This is a genomic window from Pseudomonas algeriensis, from assembly GCF_048847255.1.
GTDB lineage: Bacteria > Pseudomonadota > Gammaproteobacteria > Pseudomonadales > Pseudomonadaceae > Aquipseudomonas.
Genome location: NZ_JBKKRK010000001.1, coordinates 410,376 through 429,734, shown reverse-complemented (window position 1 = coordinate 429,734; position 19,359 = coordinate 410,376). Strand labels below are relative to the sequence as shown.

Genomic DNA, 19,359 nt, shown 5'->3' with positions numbered 1-19,359 from the left:
AAACATGTCCTTGCCTAAACATCATCTGGAATTGCTCAGCCCCGCCCGCGACGTGACCATCGCCCGCGAGGCCATCCTGCATGGCGCCGACGCCGTGTACATCGGTGGCCCGAGTTTCGGTGCGCGTCACAACGCCTGCAACGAGGTGAGCGATATCGCCGGGCTGGTGGAGTTCGCCCATCGCTACCATGCCCGGGTGTTCACCACGATCAACACGATCTTGCATGACAACGAGCTGGAGCCGGCCCGCCAGTTGATCCATCAGCTCTACGATGCCGGCGTCGATGCCCTGATCGTCCAGGACCTGGGCGTGATGGAACTGGACATTCCGCCGATCGAGCTGCACGCCAGCACCCAGACCGACATTCGCACACTCGCCCGGGCGAAATTCCTCGACCAGGCCGGTTTCTCGCAGCTGGTGTTGGCCCGCGAGCTGAACCTGCAGGAAATCCGCGCCATCGCCGACGAGACCGACGCGGCCATCGAGTTCTTCATTCACGGCGCGTTGTGCGTGGCGTTTTCCGGCCAGTGCAACATCTCCCACGCGCAAAACGGCCGCAGCGCCAACCGTGGCGATTGCTCCCAGGCCTGCCGCCTGCCCTACACCCTCAAGGATGATCAAGGCCGGGTGGTCGCCTACGAAAAGCACCTGTTGTCGATGAAAGACAACAACCAGAGCGCCAACATCCGCGCCCTGGTTGAAGCTGGCGTGCGCTCGTTCAAGATCGAAGGCCGCTACAAGGATGCGGCCTATGTGAAGAACATCACCGCCTACTATCGCCAGCGCCTGGACGATGTCCTCGAAGACCGCCCGGACCTGGCCCGCGCTTCCAGTGGCCGCATCGCGCACTTCTTCGTGCCGGATCCGGACAAGACCTTCCACCGTGGCAGCACCGACTATTTCGTCAGCGAGCGCAAGATCGATATCGGCGCCTTCGACTCCCCCACGTTCACCGGTGTACCGGTGGGCGTGGTGGAGAAAGTCGGCAAGCGCGACCTGCACGTGGTGACGTCTGATCCGTTGTCCAACGGCGACGGCCTCAACGTGCTGGTCAAGCGCGAAGTGGTGGGTTTCCGGGCCAACATCGCCGAGCCCAAGGGCGAGTTCCTCGATGACGAAGGCCAGAAGCGCTACCGCTACCGCGTCGAGCCCAACGAGATGCCCGCCGGCATGTACCAGTTGCGGCCCAACCATCCGCTGAGCCGCAATCTGGACCACAACTGGCAGCAAGCCTTGCTCAAGACCTCCGCCGAGCGTCGCGTGGGCCTGGCCTGGGTCGCGCAGTTGCGCGAAGAGCGCCTGGAGCTGACCGCCACCAGCGAAGAAGGCATCAGCGCCAGCGTTGCCCTCGACGGTCCTTTCGGCCTGGCGAACAAGCCGGAACAAGCCCTGGAGCAGTTGCAGGACCTGCTCGGCCAACTGGGCACCACCGAGTACCACGCCACGTCGATCAAGCTGGACGCGCCCCAGGCGTTTTTCATTCCCAACTCCCAGCTCAAGGCACTGCGCCGCGAGGTGATCGAAGCCCTGACCACGGCGCGCGTCGCGGCGCATCCACGGGGCGGGCGCAAGGCCGAAACCACGCCGCCACCGGTGTACCCGGAGTCGCACCTGTCGTTTCTGGCCAACGTCTACAACCAGAAGGCCCGGGACTTCTACCACCGCCACGGCGTCAAGCTGATCGACGCGGCGTTCGAGGCCCACGAGGAAACCGGCGAAGTACCGGTGATGATCACCAAGCATTGCCTGCGTTTTTCGTTCAACCTCTGCCCCAAGCAAGCCAAGGGCGTCACCGGCGTGCGCACCAAGGTCGCGCCGATGCAGCTGATTCACGGCGATGAAGTGCTGACCTTGAAGTTCGATTGCAAACCCTGCGAGATGCATGTGGTCGGCAAGATCAAGGGGCATATCCTCGACCTGCCATTGCCGGGCAGCACGGCTCAGCCGGTGGTGGGGCATATCAGCCCGGAAGATCTGCTCAAGACCATTCCGCGCGGGACGCATTAAACCCGTGCCCAGCCCTGCCCTGTGGGAGCAAAATTGCTCCCACATGTCCGCTGCAAACCCCTTGTGGGAGCGAGCTTGCTCGCGATAGCGGTGGGTCAGCTTGCATCTATGCTGATGCTGCTGACGCCATCGCGAGCAAGCTCGCTCCCACAGGGTTCCCGGGGGTTTGATGGCCCTCAGCCATTTTTCATTTCTGCGCCGTTTTTGCTTCGTTGTGCGACAGATTCCCTCGCAAGGCTCCCCTGCCCCTCGCTCGCCTGTTAGGTTGTAAGCGTTTGTGTCAAAAAAATCAGACACTCCTCTCCCAACCGCCCGCAAAGGAATGCCCAGCAATGGACTTCTCGCTCAAACACCTGGCCGTGGCCACCCTCCTGCTGTCCAGTCTCGCCTCAATGACCACGCCTGCCTTCGCCAACATCACCGCCCAACAGAGCGCGGACTTCGTCAAGACCTACGCCGATACCTCGGTCAGCGATTTCCGCCAGTTCCTGGCGAGCGTCGCCAAGAGTGAGCTGGCCAAATCCGCGAATCTCGGCCCGGCCATCGATGCCTTCCAAGGCAACAAAACCCTGTCGGCGGAACAACAGAACGAAATCCATCGGCTGCTCGGTATCTACGCCCGGGTGAAGTATGGCAAGGCCGCCACCGAGACCTTGCGCCAGTTGGTGGAAATCCCGACCTTTCGCAAGGACGGCGTGGCCCAGCATGAAAACCCCGAGTTTCTCAAGATCGCCGACAAGATCAAAAGCCTGGCCAACGACTTCAACCTGAACTTCCGCAACATCGACAACCGCGTCTATGAGATTTCACTCGAAGGCAGCGGTGACGAAGTCGTGGGCATTCACGCCCATGCCGACGTGGTGCCGGTGACGCCGGAAAACTGGGTGCTCAAGGACGGCACCAGGCTCGATCCGTTCAAGGTCACGCTGGTGGGCGATCGCATGTACGGTCGAGGCACCGAGGATGACAAGAACGCCATCGTCGTGGCGCTCTACGCCATGAAGATCATCAAGGACGAAAAACTGCCGCTGGCGCGCCACTTCAAGCTGCTGGTGGACACAACCGAAGAAACCACCGGCGACGCCATCCCCTACTATTTCGAGCGCAACCCGACGCCCAATTACAACCTGGCGCTCGATGGCAGCTACCCAGTGGTGATCGCCGAGAAAGGCTACGGCACGGTCATGGCGAACTTCCCTCGCCGGGCGGGCCAAGGCAAAGGCGCTGAAGTCGTTGCAATGACCGGCGGCATGGCGACCAACCAGATCCCGTCGACTTCAGTCGCGACATTCACCACCGACAAACCCGCCGAACTGGCCGCCAGCCTGCTCAAGGCCGGCACCGACTACGCCAAAGCCAATGGCGGCGACTTTGAAGTAAGGAGCGAAGGGGCCGATAAAACCGTCAAGCTGACCTTTACCGGCGTATCCGCCCATTCCTCCGAGCCCGAGTCAGGCGTCAACCCGGTCGCCAGGATGCTGGCCTTCATCAATGGCCTGGATGGCAAGGTCGCGCTCAAGCACAACCACATCACCGACGCCGCGCGTTACGCCACCGACAACTGGGGCCTGGATTACCTGGGCAACAAACTGGGCATCGGCTTTTCCGACGCGTTCATGGGCCCGCTGACCGCCTCGCTGACCTACGTCGGGATGGACGACAAGAGCTTCAAGCTCGCCGTGAACCTGCGGGTGCCCGTGGGCAAGCCAACGGACACGCTGAAGGCTGAGATCAACGACAAGCTCTCCGCGTGGGCCAAGAAGTCCGAGGTTGCCGTGACCTTCGACAACACTATCGACGAACCCATGTACCGTAACCCCGAAGGCGAATGGGTCAAGGCACTGCTGGCCGTCGCCACCGAGAACCTGGGCATGGAGCACAAGTTCGGCACGTCCGCCGGGGCCACGTCGGTCCATGACTTGCCCAACGGCGTGCAGTTCGGCCTGGCCATGCCCGACGTCAAGTACACCGGCCACAACGACAACGAGTTCAAGACCGTGGAGCAGTTCCTGCTGGACCTGCAGGTCGTGACCGAAATGATGGGGCGGATCGGGCAGTTGCCGAAGCTCTAAGTAACGGCGTGCTCCCCATCGCCGCAACCACCGACGTCCACAAGGAATCCCGATGCCCCCACGCTCAGCCCCTGCTTTAACCGCTGGCACCGGTTTCGTCCGGGTGCGTGGCGCCCGCGAACACAATCTCAAGAACGTTGACGTGGACATTCCTCGAGATGCCCTGGTGGTGTTCACCGGCGTGTCGGGTTCCGGCAAATCCTCGCTGGCCTTCTCCACGCTTTACGCCGAAGCCCAGCGTCGTTATTTCGAGTCCGTCGCACCTTATGCCAGGCGCCTGATCGATCAGGTCGGCGTGCCGGACGTAGGCAGCATCGAAGGCCTGCCGCCGGCGGTCGCCTTGCAACAACAGCGCGGCACGCCCAGCGCGCGCTCCTCGGTGGGCAGCGTCACCACCTTGTCGAGCCTGATCCGCATGCTTTACTCCCGCGCCGGCAGCTACCCGGCCGACCAACCGATGCTGTATGCCGAGGACTTTTCGCCCAACACGCCCCAGGGCGCGTGTCCGCAATGCCACGGCCTGGGCCGGGTTTACGAAGTGACCGAAGCCACCATGGTCCCCGACCCTTCGCTGACCATCCGCGAACGCGCGGTAGCCGCCTGGCCCATGGCATGGCAAGGGCAGAACCTGCGGGACATCCTGGTGACACTCGGCTATGACGTCGACATTCCCTGGCGCGACCTGCCGAAGAAGCAACGCGACTGGATCCTCTTCACGGAAGAGACCCCCACCGTCCCGGTGTACGCCGGGCTCACCCCGGCCCAGACCCGCGACGCCCTCAAGCGCAAACTCGAACCCAGCTACCAGGGCACGTTCAGCGGGGCCCGGCGCTACCTGTTGCACACCTTCATGCATTCGCAAAGCGCGCAGATGCGCAAGCGGGTGGCGCAATACATGCGCGCCAGCCCCTGCCCGGTCTGCGAAGGCAAGCGCCTCAAGCGCGAGGCGCTGACCGTTACCTTTGCCGGGCTGGACATCGCCGAGCTGTCCAACCTGTCATTGCTGGAGTTGGCCGAGGTGCTCAAGGCCGTCGCGGCGCCGGATTATCTGGAGCAGCCCGAAGAATCGGGCGATGTTCTCACCCATCGCCAGACGCGCGAGGCTCGTGAGCAGCGCGCCGCCAGGGGCGACAACCCGCACGCTGGCGGGCCGGACGCGCGCCACACGCCCAATCTGTCCTTGGAAAAACGCCTGGCCGCCCAGCGCATTGCCGCCGAACTGCTGGAGCGCATCGTCACGCTGATCGATCTGGGCCTCGGCTATCTGGCCCTGGAGCGCAGCACGCCGACGCTTTCCTCCGGTGAACTGCAACGCCTGCGCCTGGCGACCCAGCTCAACTCCCAATTGTTCGGGGTGATCTATGTGCTGGACGAACCTTCCGCCGGCCTTCACCCGGCCGACAGTGAGGCGCTTTTTGGCGCCTTGCAACGGTTGAAAGCAGCAGGAAACTCGGTGTTTGTGGTCGAGCACGACCTGGACACCATGCGCCGCGCCGACTGGCTGATCGACGTGGGCCCCGACGCGGGCGAGCAAGGCGGCAGGGTCCTTTACAGCGGCCCGCCCGAAGGCCTTGGGCAAGTGCCCGAATCCCGCACCCGCGCCTACTTGTTCGCCGAAGAACGGGCCATTGCGCGCCATCCGCGCCCACCCAAGGACTGGCTGCGCCTGGATGGCATAACCCGCAATAATCTCGACAACCTGAGCGTGGGTTTTCCCCTGGGCTGCTTCACGGCTGTTACCGGCATTTCCGGTTCGGGCAAATCCAGCCTGGTCAGCCAGGCCCTGCTGGATCTGGTCGGCGCCCACCTGGGCCAGCCCGGCGCCAACGCCGATGGCGAAGAGCAAAGCCTGGAAGACGAACCGGTGCTGGCCAGCGGCGGCCAGGTCACCGCCGGGCTCGAGGGGGTCAAGCGACTGGTTCAGGTCGACCAGAAACCCATCGGCCGCACGCCACGCTCCAACCTCGCCACCTATACCGGGCTGTTCGACCATGTGCGCAAGCTCTTCGCCGCGACAGAGCAGGCACAAGCGCTCGGTTTCGATGCCGGACGGTTCTCCTTCAACGTCGCCAAGGGCCGTTGCGAAACCTGTGAGGGGGAAGGTTTCGTCAGCGTGGAATTATTATTCATGCCCAGCGTGTACGCCCCCTGTCCGACCTGCCATGGCGCCCGCTACAACCCACAGACCCTGGAAGTAACCTGGCAAGGCCTGGACATTTCCCAAGTGCTGCAATTGACGGTGAACCAGGCCCTGGAGGTCTTCGCCGAGCAACCGCCAGCCAGGCGTTCGCTCCAGGTACTCAAAGACATCGGCCTGGGCTATCTGCGCCTGGGCCAACCGGCCACCGAACTGTCCGGCGGCGAGGCCCAGCGGATCAAGCTGGCGACGGAACTGCAACGCAAGGCCCGGGGCGCGACGCTTTACGTGCTGGATGAACCGACCAACGGCCTGCACCCCCAGGACGTGGACCGCTTGCTGGTGCAGCTCAATCGACTGGTAGATGAAGGGCATACGGTGGTCGTGGTGGAACATGACATGCGCGTGGTAGCGCAAAGCGACTGGGTCATCGACATCGGGCCAGGAGCCGGGACTCAGGGAGGCAAAGTCGTGGTGTGCGGCGCGCCGCAGGTGGTGGCGAATTGCGGGGAGAGCCGCACGGCGCCGTTTCTCAAGAAGGTCTTGGACTGAATGTTCTTCTTGGCCTAGGCACTGCAAGCCACACCACCTTTTCATTATGGGATCGAGCTTGCTCGCGATGGCGTCGGATCAGTTGCATCAAAGGTAACGGGTACACCGCTATCGCGATCGAACTCCCACAGCTCTGATACGGCGCTCAAAAGCGTCAATTAAACGTTACACATCAAACCCACCAACAACCGTTTATCAGTTTTTTGACACTCCACCGATATGCGGACGCAACTTTTTCACTTACTCCGGTCATAACTCCGTGGTCGCTGATGGAATATTGGCAGATACCGAGGTTCTTAACCTGATATGGAGATAAGTCCATGATTTTCAACGTACAAAATTTTGGCGCCAAAGGAGATGGCGTCACTGACGACACGGCGGCCATTCAAAGTGCAATTGATGCGGCAGCTGCCGCGGGCGGGGGCCAGGTGTACATGCCGACGGGCACTTACATCGTGTCAGGGGGCGAGGAACCCTCCGACGGCTGCCTGATGCTCAAGAGCAACGTTTACCTGTACGGCGACGGCATGGGCGACACCACGGTGAAATTGGTCGATGGCTCCGATGCCAAGATCACCGGCATCATCCGCTCAGCCTATGGCGAAGAAACCCATGATTTCGGGGTCAGCAACCTCACCATCGACGGCAACCGCGACGCCACCACCGGCAAGGTGGACGGCTGGTTCAACGGGTATATCCCCGGCGAAGAAGGCTACGACTCCAACGTCACCCTCGACAGCGTCGAGATCAAGGATTGCTCCGGGTATGGCTTCGACCCCCACGAGCAAACCGTCAACATGGTTATCAAGAACAGCGTGTCCCACGGCAACGGCCTGGACGGATTCGTCGCCGACTTCCTCAGCGACAGCACCTTCGAAAACAACGTTGCCTACGACAACGACCGCCACGGTTTCAACGTTGTCACCAGTACCCACGATTTCACCATGACCAACAACGTCGCTTACAACAACGGCGGCAACGGCATCGTGGTGCAGCGCGGCAGTGAAGACATCCCCTCCCCCAGCAACATCACCATCACCGGTGGCGAGATGTACGGCAACGGCGCTGAAGGCGTGCTGATCAAGCTGTCCAGCGACGTAACCGTGACCGGGGTCGACATCCATGACAACAACGGCGCCGGTGTCCGCATCTATGGCAGCAACCATGTCGAGGTACTGGACAACACGCTGAACAACAACGCGCTGGGCAGCGCGGTGCCGGAAGTGATCATCCAGTCCTACGACGATACGCTCGGGGTGTCCGGCAAGTACTTCAACGGCAGCGACAACCTGATCCAGGGCAACATCATCAGCGGCAGCAACCTGTCCACCTACGGCGTCGCCGAGCGCAACGAAGACGGCACCGATCGCAACGCCATCATCGCCAACACCATCAGCCACACCAGCAAGGGCGCCACGCTGGTCTATGGCGATGGCAGCTACGTCAGCGCCACGGTGCCGATGACCACCGTGCAGGGTACGGCCGGCAACGACACACTCACCGGCACCAGCGCCAGCGAGATCTTCTTTGGGGCGGCGGGCAACGACACCATCAACGGCGCGGCCGGAAGCGACATTCTGGTGGGCGGCGCGGGCGTCGACAAACTCACCGGCGGCACGGGCGCCGATACATTCCGTTTCACCAGCCAGTCCGACAGCTACCGCAACGCAACGGCGAGCTTCGACGACACCATCACCGACTTCGACGTGACCCAGGACAAGATCGACCTCGCCGATCTCGGCTTCACCGGCCTGGGCAATGGCCGTGGCGGCACCCTGCAGGTCAGCTACAACGCCAGCAGCAACCGCACCTACATCAAGGACTACGACGCCGATGCCAGCGGCAATCGCTTCGAGCTGATTCTCTCAGGCAACCTGGCGAGTACTTTGACGGCAGATAATTTCATCTTCAACCGGGTGATCACCGGCACCACCGGCAGCGACTCGTTGCAGGGCAGCGATGCGGCGGACACCCTGCTCGGCCTGGCGGGCAACGACAGCCTCAGTGGTGGCGCGGGCGCCGACAAGCTCGACGGCGGCGCAGGCATGGACACCCTCACCGGTGGCGCCGGGGCAGACACCTTTGTGTTCGCCAACCGACTCGACAGCTACCGCAACTACAACACCGGCGGCGCGAATCTGGGAGACCTGATCACCGACTTCGACATCGCCGCCGACAAGATCGACCTTTCCGCCATGGGCTTCACCGGCCTTGGCGACGGCAAGAACAACACCGTCTACCTGGTGCTCAACAGCGCCGGCACCAAGACCTACATCAAGTCCTTGGAGGCAGACGCCAACGGCAATCGGTTCGAGGTAGCGCTGGACGGCAATTACCTCAATAAGCTGACCAATGCCAATTTCGTCTTCGCCACGTCCTCGCCCATTAACCAGGCGCCGGTGGTAGCCACGCCATTGCTGGATCAGAACGCAACCGAAAAGACACCTTTCAATTATGTGGTCCCGGCCACCAGCTTCAACGATCCGGACAATGACAGCCTCAGCTACACCGCCAAGCTGGCCGACGGCAGCGCCCTTCCCAGCTGGCTGACGTTCGATGCCGCCACGCGCACCTTCAGCGGCACGCCTCCCGACACGGCGTCGGGCACTTACTCGATCCAGGTCACCGCAACCGATGGCAGCAACGCCACCGTCAGCGACAGCTTTACCCTGGCCGTACAAGACGTGCCCTCGTCCGTGGTGATCAACGGCACGCCGAACAACGACACCTTGACCGGCACCGTCGCCAACGAGCAGATTTTCGGCGGTGCGGGCAACGACACCCTCAATGGCGCCGCCGGCAACGATGTCCTGGTGGGCGGCACCGGCGTGGACAAACTGACCGGTGGCACGGGCGCCGACGTATTCCGCTATACGTCCAAGCTCGACAGCTACCGCACCAGTTCCACCAGCGCCAGTGACCAGATCCTCGATTTCGACGTGGCCGCCGACAAGATCGACGTCGCGGCTCTCGGTTATACGGGCCTGGGCAACGGGCTCAATGGCACGCTGCAAGTCACTTACAGTGCATCGACCAACCGCACCTACCTCAAGGACCTCACGGTCGATGCCAACGGCAACCGCTTCGAAATCTCGATGGCCGGCAACCTGGTCAGCAGCCTGACCGCCAATCATTTTGTCTTTGCCGACCAGAACACTCCGACGAACGTCGCGCCGGTGGTGGTCATCCCACTTCTGGACCAGAACGCCAGCGAAAGCACGCCGTTCAAATACACCGTGGCCAGCAACAGCTTCAGCGACGCCAACCAGGATGTGCTGACCTACACCGCGACCCTCGCCAACGGCAACGCCCTGCCTTCGTGGCTGACGTTCAACGCCGCCAACCTGACGTTCAGCGGCACGCCCACCACCGCCGCCGCTGGTAACTACGACGTGCTGGTCAAGGCCACCGACCCCTCGGGCGCCTCGGTCAGCGACAACTTCGCCCTGGTGGTCGCCGATGCGCCGGCCAACACCATTACCGGTACCGCCAACGCCGAAAGCCTCAACGGCACGGCAGGCGCCGACCTGATCCTCGGCCTCGGCGGCAACGACACCATAAAGGCCGGCACCGGCGCGGACATCATTGACGGCGGCGCCGGACGCGACTCGTTGTATGGCGGCGACGGCGCCGACACGTTCCGCTACAACAACCTGGCCGACAGCTACCGGGATTACGACACCGGCGGCGTGACCGCCACGGACACGATCTATGACTTCACCGTTGGCGTGGACAAGATCGACGTCTCCGGGCTGGGCTTCCTTGGTCTGGGCGACGGCAACAACGGCACGCTCTACATGACCCTGAACGCGGCGGGCGACAAGACCTACGTCAAATCCAGCCAGGCCGACGCCGATGGCAATCGCTTCGAAATCGCCCTGAACGGCAACTACCTCAACACCCTCACCGCCGACGATTTCGTCTTTGGCGAACGCGCTCAGCAAGACATCCTCTACCTGCCGACTCTTGGCCAATCCAACGCACGCCTGCTGCGCATGAGCGAAGACGACGATCAATCCGGCACCTCGATGCTGGTCAACGATCTGAGCAAGTACACCACCTACGACGTACGCAGCCAGTTCGACGATGCCGATGGCAACGGCATTGACATCGCCGTCGGCGGCAGCACGGTCAACGGCTTGTCGACGCTGGGCGCCGAGGAGCTGAAGTTGTGCTGGTGGCTGACCGATACCAATCAACCGGGGCCGGCGCTGTTGCGCGCCGTGACGTTGCTGCGTGACCAGCTCACCGAACTGAAGTCCATCGATAACGTGACCATGGGCATCATCTGGGGCCAAGGCGAAGAAGCCGCCCAGGAAATCGCCCGCTCCACGGACAAGGCGGCCGCCGCCGCAGCTTATAAGGCGGCAACCTTGAAGGTCTTCGATTACCTGCACGCCGAATTCGGTGACTTCAACGTGTACATGATGGAGACCGGCCACTACCAGCAGGACGCCGCGCGCGCCCGTGGCTACTCGGAGGAAAAAATCGCCTCCATCGTCGAGGGTGTGGGCTACGTTCGCGCCGTCCAGGAAGCCATCGCCGCCGAGCGTGCCGATGTGAAACTGGCGGTGGACCCCAACGACCTGCCCTTGCGTTATGAAGTGGACCCGCTGGTCTACCCCGACGACGTCTGGCACCTGCACGAGGAATCAGCGGAGATCGCCGGCCAGCGCCTGGCCGACTACATCGCCAATGACCTCGGCTTCCAGGGCAACCCCAACGACAACAACAGCGTGCAGGACATTTTCGACGGCGCGCAGAATGAGGGCGGGATGATTTCCGGCACCGACCAGGACGATACGCTGGTGGGCAGCTCGGGCAACGATACTCTGAACGGCGACCTGGGCGCCGACACGTTGACCGGTGGCGATGGCAACGATATCTACGTCGTCGACAACGCGTTCGACAGCGTCGTGGAAACCAACACCTCGACCGCGCAGATCGATACGGTACAGGCTTCGGTCAGTTGGACACTGGGCGCCAACCTGGAAAACCTGGTGCTGACCGGCGTTTCGGACATCGACGGCACCGGTAACGATCGGCGAAATTTCATCACCGGCAACGTCGCCAACAACGTGCTCAATGGCGCTGCGGGAGCCGACAGCATGAGCGGTGGCGACGGCGACGACACCTACTACGTCGACAATGCCAGCGATACCGTCATCGAGAAAAGCAGCAATCCGGTGACCGGTGGTATCGACAGCGTCCGCAGTAGCCTCGCCGCCTACACCTTGGGCAACAACGTGGAGAACCTCTACGTCGACAGCCCCGGCGTCGCCAACGGGACGGGTAACGCGCTGGCCAACACCTTGTTCGCCGGTGCCGGCGACAACATCCTCGACGGGCGTGATGGTAACGACACCGTGTCCTACGACCGAGCCCTGGCCGGGGTCACCGTGAACCTCTCGACCTCTGCCCAGCAAAACACCGCGGGCTCCGGGCTGGACACCTTGAAGTTCATCGAAAACCTGACCGGTAGCGCCTACGCCGACACATTGTCGGGCAACAGCGCTGGAAACATCCTCGACGGCGGCGCCGGCAACGACACCCTGGTGGGCGGCTCGGGCGATGATCGGCTGATTGGCGGTGCGGGCACCGATAACCTCACCGGCGGCACCGGCGCGGACACCTATGCGTTTGGCGCGCTGTCTGACATGGGCGTCGGGGCGGCACGGGACGTGATCAACGGCTTCAAGAGCACGGAGATGGACAAGCTGGACTTCACCGGCCTGGACGCCAACCCGCTGACCGCCAACCTCGATGCGTTCACCTTCATTGGCAGCAACGCCTTTGACACCACCAACGCCACCGGCCAATTGCGCTTTGTCGACGGCATCCTCTACGGCAGCGTCGACTCCGACGCCACCGCCGAGTTCGAACTCTCCCTGGTGGGCGTCAAGGAGCTGCATGCCAGCGACTTCACTGCCTGATTGAGCTTATAGGGGCTGCTTTGCAGCCCTTGTACTCACCTGCCTTTGTGGCGAGGGAGCTTGCTCCCGCTGGGCCGCGTAGCGGCCCTAAAAAGGCAACACGGAATTTGCCTGACACACCGCAGTAGTTTGCTTTGGGGCCGCTTCGCGGCCCAGCGGGAGCAAGCTCCCTCGCCACCACAGCGCCACGACTTCAGAACAGACTTTGCACCTGCTCCAGCACCGCACGGTTCATCTGGCCGGTGTGGGTGTGCAGGCTTACGTAGCTTTGGAGCATGTCGAGCTTGGTGTCGAGCAGGTCCCGGCGCGCCTGGAACAGCCGTTGCTGGGCGTCGAGGATGTCGACCGTCGAGCGCACGCCGCCCTGGAAGCCTTTTTCCGTTGACGTCAGCGCGCGCTGATTGGACTCCACCGCCCGTAGCATGGCCCTGCTCTTGGCGAACCCCGCCACCACGCCCAGGTAATCGGTCTCGATGGACTCAGCCAGCTCCTGACGCTGCACGTCATAGTCGGACTGGGCTCCGGCCAGTTGTGCCTCGGCCTTGGCCACCGAAGCGCGCACCGCGCCGCCGCGATACAAGGGGATGTCCAGCTGCACACCGACGTAATAGGTGTCCTGGCGCGGGTCGAGCTCTTGGTACTGGCGGGTTTCCCGGCGCGTCAACTGCGTGGTCAACGACAACGTCGGGTAATGCCCGGCGCGCTGACTGTCGGCCTGGGCCTCGGCGACTTTCACCGCCGCCAGCCGCGCGGCCAGTTCGGGGCTGGCCTCGCGAGCGATTGCCGTCCAGTACGGCAAATCCTGCTCCGGCGGGATGGGGCTGCCGGCAGGCAATTCTTCGCGCATCGGCTGGATGTCCTCGATGGGCACGCTCGCCCGCCCCGACAGTGCCCGCAGCGCGGCCACGCGGCGGGCCTGGGCTTCGGTTTCCTGGGCCTCCACCAGATCGAGCCGGGCCTGGGCCTCGTCGATGTCGGTGATTGCCCCCTGGCCGCCTTCATAGAGCTTTTTGCTTTGGATGACCAAGCCACGAATGGCGGTCTTCTGCTGGGCGATCAACTTCAATTCATTCTCGGCCCGGGCCACATCGAAATAGCCCTTGGCGACCCGGTCGAACAAGGCTTGGCCGGCCACGTCGAATTGTTGGCTACCGAGCACGCCGCGGGCCTTGCCTTCCTGATAAGCCGCCCAGCGCCCCTTGTCATACAGCGGCTGTTGCGCCGCCAGCGTCACGCTGTTCGCTTGGTAGTCGTTGCTGTTCACATAACTGCTGTCGTCGCCGCCATCGGTACGCCCGCCATACCCATACCGCGAGGACAGCGAGACCTGCGGATAAAGCCCGCCACGCCCAATCGCTTCTTCCTGCCGGGACGCGTCGTAGGCGTGGGTCGCGGTCTGCAAGGTCGGGTCATTGAGCCGCGAGGCATCGTACGCGGCAGTCAGGCTCAGCCCGCCCTCCGCCGCCCAGGCGGGGCCGATCACCGCCCAACTGGTGTACAGGCTCAACAGCACACGGACGCCGTAACGGCAACGGTCGGTCATGCTCATTCCTCTTTGAAGGCAGCCAGCAAGCGTTCGCGCAATGGTTTCATCAGGTAGTTCATCAAGGTGCGTTCACCGGTCACGACGGTGACGTCGGCGAGCATGCCGGGCCGCACCAGCAAACCGGCGCCTTGCAGCGCGACGACTGTCTCGGCGGGAATTTCCACCTTGGCGGAGAAGTACGGCTGGTGGGTCTGCTGATCGATCAGTTGGTCCGCCGACACGGTGGTGACCGTGCCGGTCACAGTCGGCGTATCCACCCGCTGCAGGGCGGTGAAATGCACATGCACCGGCAATCCGGGGGTGAGCTTGTTGGCCATCAACGGATCGAACCGCGCGGTGATCGCCATCGGTGCGTCCAACGGCACCACTTGCATCAACGTTTGCCCGGCCTGGGCGACGCCGCCCACGGTGTGGATCGACATGTCCATGACCTGGCCCGCCACCGGCGCGCGGATGGCACCGTTATCGACTTCGAACTGCAGGGCGCGGATCTGATCGGCATAGGCAGCGGCTTCGGCCGAAACCTCGCTGAGCTGGGTTTCGGCATCGCGGCGAAACTCCTGCTGCGCCTGCAAGGCCTTGAGGCGACTTTCGTTGATGGCCTGGCGGGTGCGCCCGACGTCGCCGATGCCCGAAGCGATCTGTCCGGCCAGTTGCGCCGCGTTTCGCTCGGCCTCGAAAAGTTTGTTGCGCGGCACGTAGCCTTCCCGGGCGAGCTCGCGCAAACCTTCGAGTTCCTGTTGCTGGAAGCGCATTTGCGCATCGTAGTTGCGCTTGACCCCTTCGTAGCCCTGCAGTTGTTGCTGCAAGGCGCCGATTTCATGCTCGATGATCTTCAGGCGGCTGCCCAGTTCGGCACGCCGGGTCATGAACAGCTGACTCTGCAGGGCCATGGCCGCCTTGACACGTGGCTCATCGGCGCGCTCCAGCAATTGTTGCGGCCATTGGATTTCATCGGCGCCCAGGCGCTCGGCCATCAACCGCGCCTCGATGCTGCGGTCGTTGAGCAGCTTGCCCAGGGTCACGTCCAACTGCGATTGCGCCTGCACCGTGTTGAGCTGCACCAGCAACTGCCCCTGGCTGACACGATCGCCATCACTGACCAACAGTTTTTCCACCACGCCCCCCACCAGCGACTGCACCGCTTTGCGCTCCCCCGCCACTACCACGGTGCCGCTGCCCACCACGCCCTGGTCGAGTGGCGCCAGGCAGGCCCAAAGCAGAAAGCCGCCAAGGGTCAGGGCCAGGAAAACCACGCCGTAGCGCGCCGCCCCGCCCGCATCGGTGCTCGCGGTGGGCAATGTGTCGCTGCTGAGCACGCTCAGGCCATGCTCGCCGTGGGCCGGTGTGGCCGATTTCAAATCACGCATCCTTGCCTGCCTCCCGCACAGCGGCCGGCCGCGGCCCCGGCATCAGCGCCTTGAGCACCCGGTCCCGAGGGCCGAACGCTTGTTGAGTGCCGTCCTTCAACACGAGGATGTGATCGACCACCGCCAGCACGTTGGGCCGATGGGTGATCAACACCACGGTGCTGCCGGCGGCCTTGAGGACGCCGATGGCCTGCACCAGCGCCAGTTCACCGGCTTCATCGAGGTTGGAGTTGGGCTCGTCGAGCACGATCACGGACGGGCTGCCATACAGCGCGCGCGCCAGGCCCAGGCGTTGCTTCTGACCGCCAGACAGGCCAAGCCCGCCAGGGCCCAACGGTGTGTCGTAGCCCTTGGGAAACCTGAGAATCATTTCGTGAATGCCCGCTTGACGGCTGGCGGCGATGATTTTGTCGGCGTCCTGCTCGCCGAAACGGGCGATGTTGTCGGCGACGCTGCCATCGAACAGTTCGATGTCCTGGGGCAGATAGCCCAGGTATGGCCCCAGCGCGTCATGGGACCACTGGCTGATCTCGGCATCGTCCAGGCGCACCGATCCGCCCATGGCCGGCCACACGCCAACCAACGCGCGAGCCAGAGTCGATTTGCCGCTGGCACTGGGACCAACCACCGCGAGCACTTCGCCCTTGCCGAGGCTGAAATTGATGCCCCGCAGAATCGGCTGTGATGCCCCGGGCGGTCCGACGTACAACTGCTCCAGGCGCAGCGCGCCGGTGGGCGGTGGCAGCGGCATGCGCAAGCGATCGCGTGGATGTTGCGCGAGCAGTTGGCTCAGGCGCTGGTAACTCTGGCGGCCGCTGTTGAATTGCTTCCACGAGCCGATGGCGATTTCCACCGGAGCCAGGGCACGTCCCAGCAGCAGCGACATGGCGATCATCATCCCCGCCGAGAGCTGCCCCTCCAGCACCAGCAGCGCGCCCAATCCCAAAGCGAGGGACTGACCGGAAATCCGCACGAATCGCGTCGCCGAGGTGATGCGCGCCCCGCGGTCGCTGGCGTGGGCCTGCGCGGCGATGATCCGTTGTTGCAGCAGGCTCCAGCGCTGGCGCAGCGGCCCGAGCATGCCCAGGGCCTGGATGACCTCGGCGTTGTGCAATGTGCTGTTGACGTAGACCGAGGACTGCACGCCCAGTCGATTGGCCTCTCCCAGGCGCGAACGGGTCGCCAACTCGCCCCACAGCGCCAGGCCGATCAGCAATACGGCGAGCACCAGCGTCAATACGCCGAACCAAGGGTGAAAGATGAACGCCACCAGCAGGAAGATCGGCAGCCACGGCGCATCGAGCAAGGCGATCAGGCCCTGGCCGGTAATCAGCTGTCGCAAGGTGGCAAGATCGGTAAGCACTTGTGCCGGGTTGGCGTTGTGCTCGCGCAGGCTGCGGGCAAACGCCGCATCGAAAATCCGCTCGCCCAAGGCGTCGTCCAGCCCGGCGCTCATGCGGATCATCACCTCGCCGCGCACCCACTCGATCAACGCACTGAACATGAACAGCCCAAGGGCGATCAAGGTGAGCATGACCAGGGTGGTTTCGTTGCGACTGGTCAGGACCCGGTCGTAGACCTGCATCATGTAGAGCGACGGCACCAGCACCAGCAGATTGATCACGCCGCTGAACAAGGCCAGGGACCAGAATACACGGCGATAACTTAACAAAGCGGCATCAATGTCATGCCGTGGATCGAGAAAAAAACCCATAGAGTGTCAACCCGCAAAAGGAAATAACGGTCCCCGCGAAATCCATGCGAGTCTTTGCCCCGAAGGCGTCAAAAAAAGGGCGTCATGTAGCTGACATTGTCGCTATATGAGCCGAACGTCGGCCCTACGGACGCCATGTACTGACAACGTAATAGGGAGTTAGTGCCAGGGCGGGATGACGGAATTAGATGCGCTCCATCTGGACTCCAACCATCATCGGTTGCTGCGCAGAATGGAAAAGTTCAGCGCAGCAGCCACACACAGCCACGCCAGGTACGGAAACAGGATCAAACCGGTGATCACGTCCAAACGCAGTGCCAACACCACCATCGCCGCCACCACGAGCCAGAGCAACGCGATGATCACCATGCCGGCGAGAATCTGATGCGCCCCGAAAAACACCGGCGTCCATAACGTGTTGAGCGCAATTTGCGCCGCCCATAAAGCCAACACCAACTGGCTTCCCGGTATCAGGCTCAAGCGGTACCCTGCCCAGGCAAGCAGCAGGTAAATAATCGACCAGGCCACCGGGAACATCCAGTTGGGCGGTGTGAAGCTGGGTTTGACGAGGGATTCGTACCATTGGCCCGGTTTGAAAATGACGCCAGTACTCGCAGCAGCACAGCAGGCGATGAGAAAAATAAAGAAGGTCATTGTCCGTCCTTAGCTGGTGTCAGCTGTCTGAGGTAATGGAATACGTCGGCAGGCAGCGACTGGTCGCCGATCCGTTGCGGTGTCCATTTTTCAAAGACTCGACGGCGGTCTGATAAATTCAATAAACCACCCGTCTGGAGCAAAACATGTTAGTCCGACCTTTCTCCATCGCCGTCCCCGACAGCGCGCTTGACGACTTGCATGATCGGCTGCGTCGCACCCGGTTGCCAGAGCCCTTGGCCGGCGTGGGCTGGAGCGAAGGCATGGACGCGGACATGCTGCGCGATCTGCTCGCCCAATGGTCGACAAACTTCGACTGGCGGGCCCAGGAAGCGGCGCTCAATCGCCTGCCGCACTTCGTCGCCACGTTGGGCGAGCAAGAGATTCACTTCGTCCATCAGCGCGGGATCGGGCCCAATCCCATGCCCCTTGTGCTCACCCATGGCTGGCCCGGCTCGTACATCGAGATGCAGCGCATCATCGATCTGCTGACGGACCCCGCCAGCCATGGCGGCGACCCGGCCGATGCTTTTGATGTGGTGGTACCGTCCTTGCCGGGCTACACCTTTTCGGCGCCGTTCATGCAAACCGGGTGCGGGCCTTATGAAGTGGCCGGGTTATGGAGCGAGCTGATGACCGGGCTGGGTTACGAGCGGTTCGGTGCCCAGGGCGGCGATGTCGGCGCGGCTGTCACCAGTTGGTTGGGCGTGCGCTTTGCCGAGCGTCTGACCGGCATCCACCTCAACTACATTCCCGGCGCGTACCGCCCGCCCCTGGGCGAAACCGACCCGCCTCTGAGCGAAGAGGAAACCGCATTCCTGCAACGCGCCGCGGCCTTCAGCGAAACCGAAGGTGCCTATGCGCACATCCAGCGCACCAAGCCGCAAAGCCTGGCCGTGGGCTTGAACGACTCGCCTGCGGGATTGCTGGCCTGGATGGGCGAAAAGATTCTGTCGTGGTGCGATCCGAGCGCCCCCATCGATCGCGAATGGCTGCTGACCAATGTGACGCTTTATTGGCTGACCAACTGCATTGGCTCGTCGTTTCGCCCGTATGTGGAAGGCAGTCGCCGGCCTCTGGTGCTTGCCAGCGGTGAGCGAATAAAGCCGCCGTTGGGGGTCGCGCTGTTTCCCAGGGAGTTGCCGCTGCCACCACGAAGCTGGGTGGAGCGAGGCTACAACGTTCAGCGTTGGACACAGATGCCCCGGGGCGGTCACTTTGCGGCGTTGGAGCAGCCCGAGTTGTTGGCGGAGGATATTCGGGCATTTTTCCGGGACTTGCGATAAGCCAAGGCGGTCCGAAAACCTCGTAGGAAATGACGACCCCTGGCGAGGGAGCTTGCTCCCGCTGGGCTGCGTAGCGGCCCCACATCA

General features: G+C 62.9%; 9 protein-coding genes. 5 read left to right on the top strand and 4 right to left on the bottom strand.

Translation table 11 applies throughout. The features are described 5' to 3' along the window. Positions 1 to 4 precede the first annotated feature (4 nt). The 4 genes from ACLK1G_RS01680 to ACLK1G_RS01665 all read left to right on the top strand — a co-directional run bounded on the left by ACLK1G_RS01680 (position 5) and on the right by ACLK1G_RS01665 (position 12,702). Positions 5 to 2,008: a peptidase U32 family protein gene (locus ACLK1G_RS01680; protein ID WP_420763817.1), complete on the top strand. Its 2,004-nt coding sequence runs from the start codon at positions 5 to 7 to the stop codon at positions 2,006 to 2,008. Between the two features lie 332 nt (positions 2,009 to 2,340). Beyond that, positions 2,341 to 4,080 (top strand): dipeptidase, encoded by a 1,740-nt coding sequence (locus tag ACLK1G_RS01675; RefSeq protein WP_420763816.1) that lies wholly within the window; start codon positions 2,341 to 2,343, stop codon positions 4,078 to 4,080. A gap of 52 nt (positions 4,081 to 4,132) precedes the next feature. Then, positions 4,133 to 6,769, top strand: a complete 2,637-nt coding sequence (locus ACLK1G_RS01670; RefSeq protein ID WP_420763815.1) for an excinuclease ABC subunit UvrA — start codon at positions 4,133 to 4,135, stop codon at positions 6,767 to 6,769. A 320-nt stretch (positions 6,770 to 7,089) separates the two neighbouring features. Next, positions 7,090 to 12,702: a putative Ig domain-containing protein gene (locus tag ACLK1G_RS01665; protein WP_420763814.1), complete on the top strand. Its 5,613-nt coding sequence runs from the start codon at positions 7,090 to 7,092 to the stop codon at positions 12,700 to 12,702. 193 nt (positions 12,703 to 12,895) lie between these two features. On the opposite strand, the gene ACLK1G_RS01660 is transcribed toward ACLK1G_RS01665, so the two are convergent. From ACLK1G_RS01660 to tspO, 4 genes are all read right to left on the bottom strand, one after another. Beyond that, the gene (locus tag ACLK1G_RS01660) at positions 12,896 to 14,245 is read right to left on the bottom strand and encodes a TolC family outer membrane protein (RefSeq protein ID WP_420763813.1); all 1,350 of its coding nucleotides are present in this window, start codon (positions 14,243 to 14,245) and stop codon (positions 12,896 to 12,898) included. Positions 14,246 to 14,247: 2 nt separating this feature from the next. Continuing rightward, entirely contained in the window at positions 14,248 to 15,618 is a 1,371-nt protein-coding gene (locus ACLK1G_RS01655; protein WP_420763812.1) for an HlyD family type I secretion periplasmic adaptor subunit, read from the bottom strand. Next, positions 15,611 to 17,332 carry a type I secretion system permease/ATPase gene (locus ACLK1G_RS01650; RefSeq protein WP_420763811.1) on the bottom strand — a complete coding sequence of 574 codons (1,722 nt, stop codon included), beginning with the start codon at positions 17,330 to 17,332 and terminating at the stop codon, positions 15,611 to 15,613. The genes ACLK1G_RS01655 and ACLK1G_RS01650 overlap by 8 nt, the downstream gene beginning before the upstream one ends. Before the next feature lie 213 nt (positions 17,333 to 17,545). Continuing rightward, entirely contained in the window at positions 17,546 to 17,986 is a 441-nt protein-coding gene (gene tspO / locus ACLK1G_RS01645; RefSeq protein WP_420763810.1) for a tryptophan-rich sensory protein TspO, read from the bottom strand. A 146-nt stretch (positions 17,987 to 18,132) separates the two neighbouring features. Here tspO and ACLK1G_RS01640 point away from each other — a divergent pair, with 146 nt between their 5' ends. Further along, the gene (locus tag ACLK1G_RS01640) at positions 18,133 to 19,272 is read left to right on the top strand and encodes an epoxide hydrolase family protein (RefSeq protein ID WP_420763809.1); all 1,140 of its coding nucleotides are present in this window, start codon (positions 18,133 to 18,135) and stop codon (positions 19,270 to 19,272) included. The last annotated feature ends 87 nt before the right edge of the window (positions 19,273 to 19,359 follow it).

Bases quoted from the DNA above. Each gene is read 5' to 3' on its own strand.
- ACLK1G_RS01640 (WP_420763809.1), top strand. From the start codon at position 18,133: ATGTTAGTCCGACCTTTCTCCATCGCCGTCCCCGACAGCGCGCTTGAC.
- ACLK1G_RS01665 (WP_420763814.1), top strand. From the start codon at position 7,090: ATGATTTTCAACGTACAAAATTTTGGCGCCAAAGGAGATGGCGTCACT.
- ACLK1G_RS01655 (WP_420763812.1), bottom strand. From the start codon at position 15,618: ATGCGTGATTTGAAATCGGCCACACCGGCCCACGGCGAGCATGGCCTG.
- ACLK1G_RS01650 (WP_420763811.1), bottom strand. From the start codon at position 17,332: ATGGGTTTTTTTCTCGATCCACGGCATGACATTGATGCCGCTTTGTTA.
- ACLK1G_RS01670 (WP_420763815.1), top strand. From the start codon at position 4,133: ATGCCCCCACGCTCAGCCCCTGCTTTAACCGCTGGCACCGGTTTCGTC.
- ACLK1G_RS01675 (WP_420763816.1), top strand. From the start codon at position 2,341: ATGGACTTCTCGCTCAAACACCTGGCCGTGGCCACCCTCCTGCTGTCC.
- ACLK1G_RS01680 (WP_420763817.1), top strand. From the start codon at position 5: ATGTCCTTGCCTAAACATCATCTGGAATTGCTCAGCCCCGCCCGCGAC.
- ACLK1G_RS01660 (WP_420763813.1), bottom strand. From the start codon at position 14,245: ATGACCGACCGTTGCCGTTACGGCGTCCGTGTGCTGTTGAGCCTGTAC.
- tspO (WP_420763810.1), bottom strand. From the start codon at position 17,986: ATGACCTTCTTTATTTTTCTCATCGCCTGCTGTGCTGCTGCGAGTACT.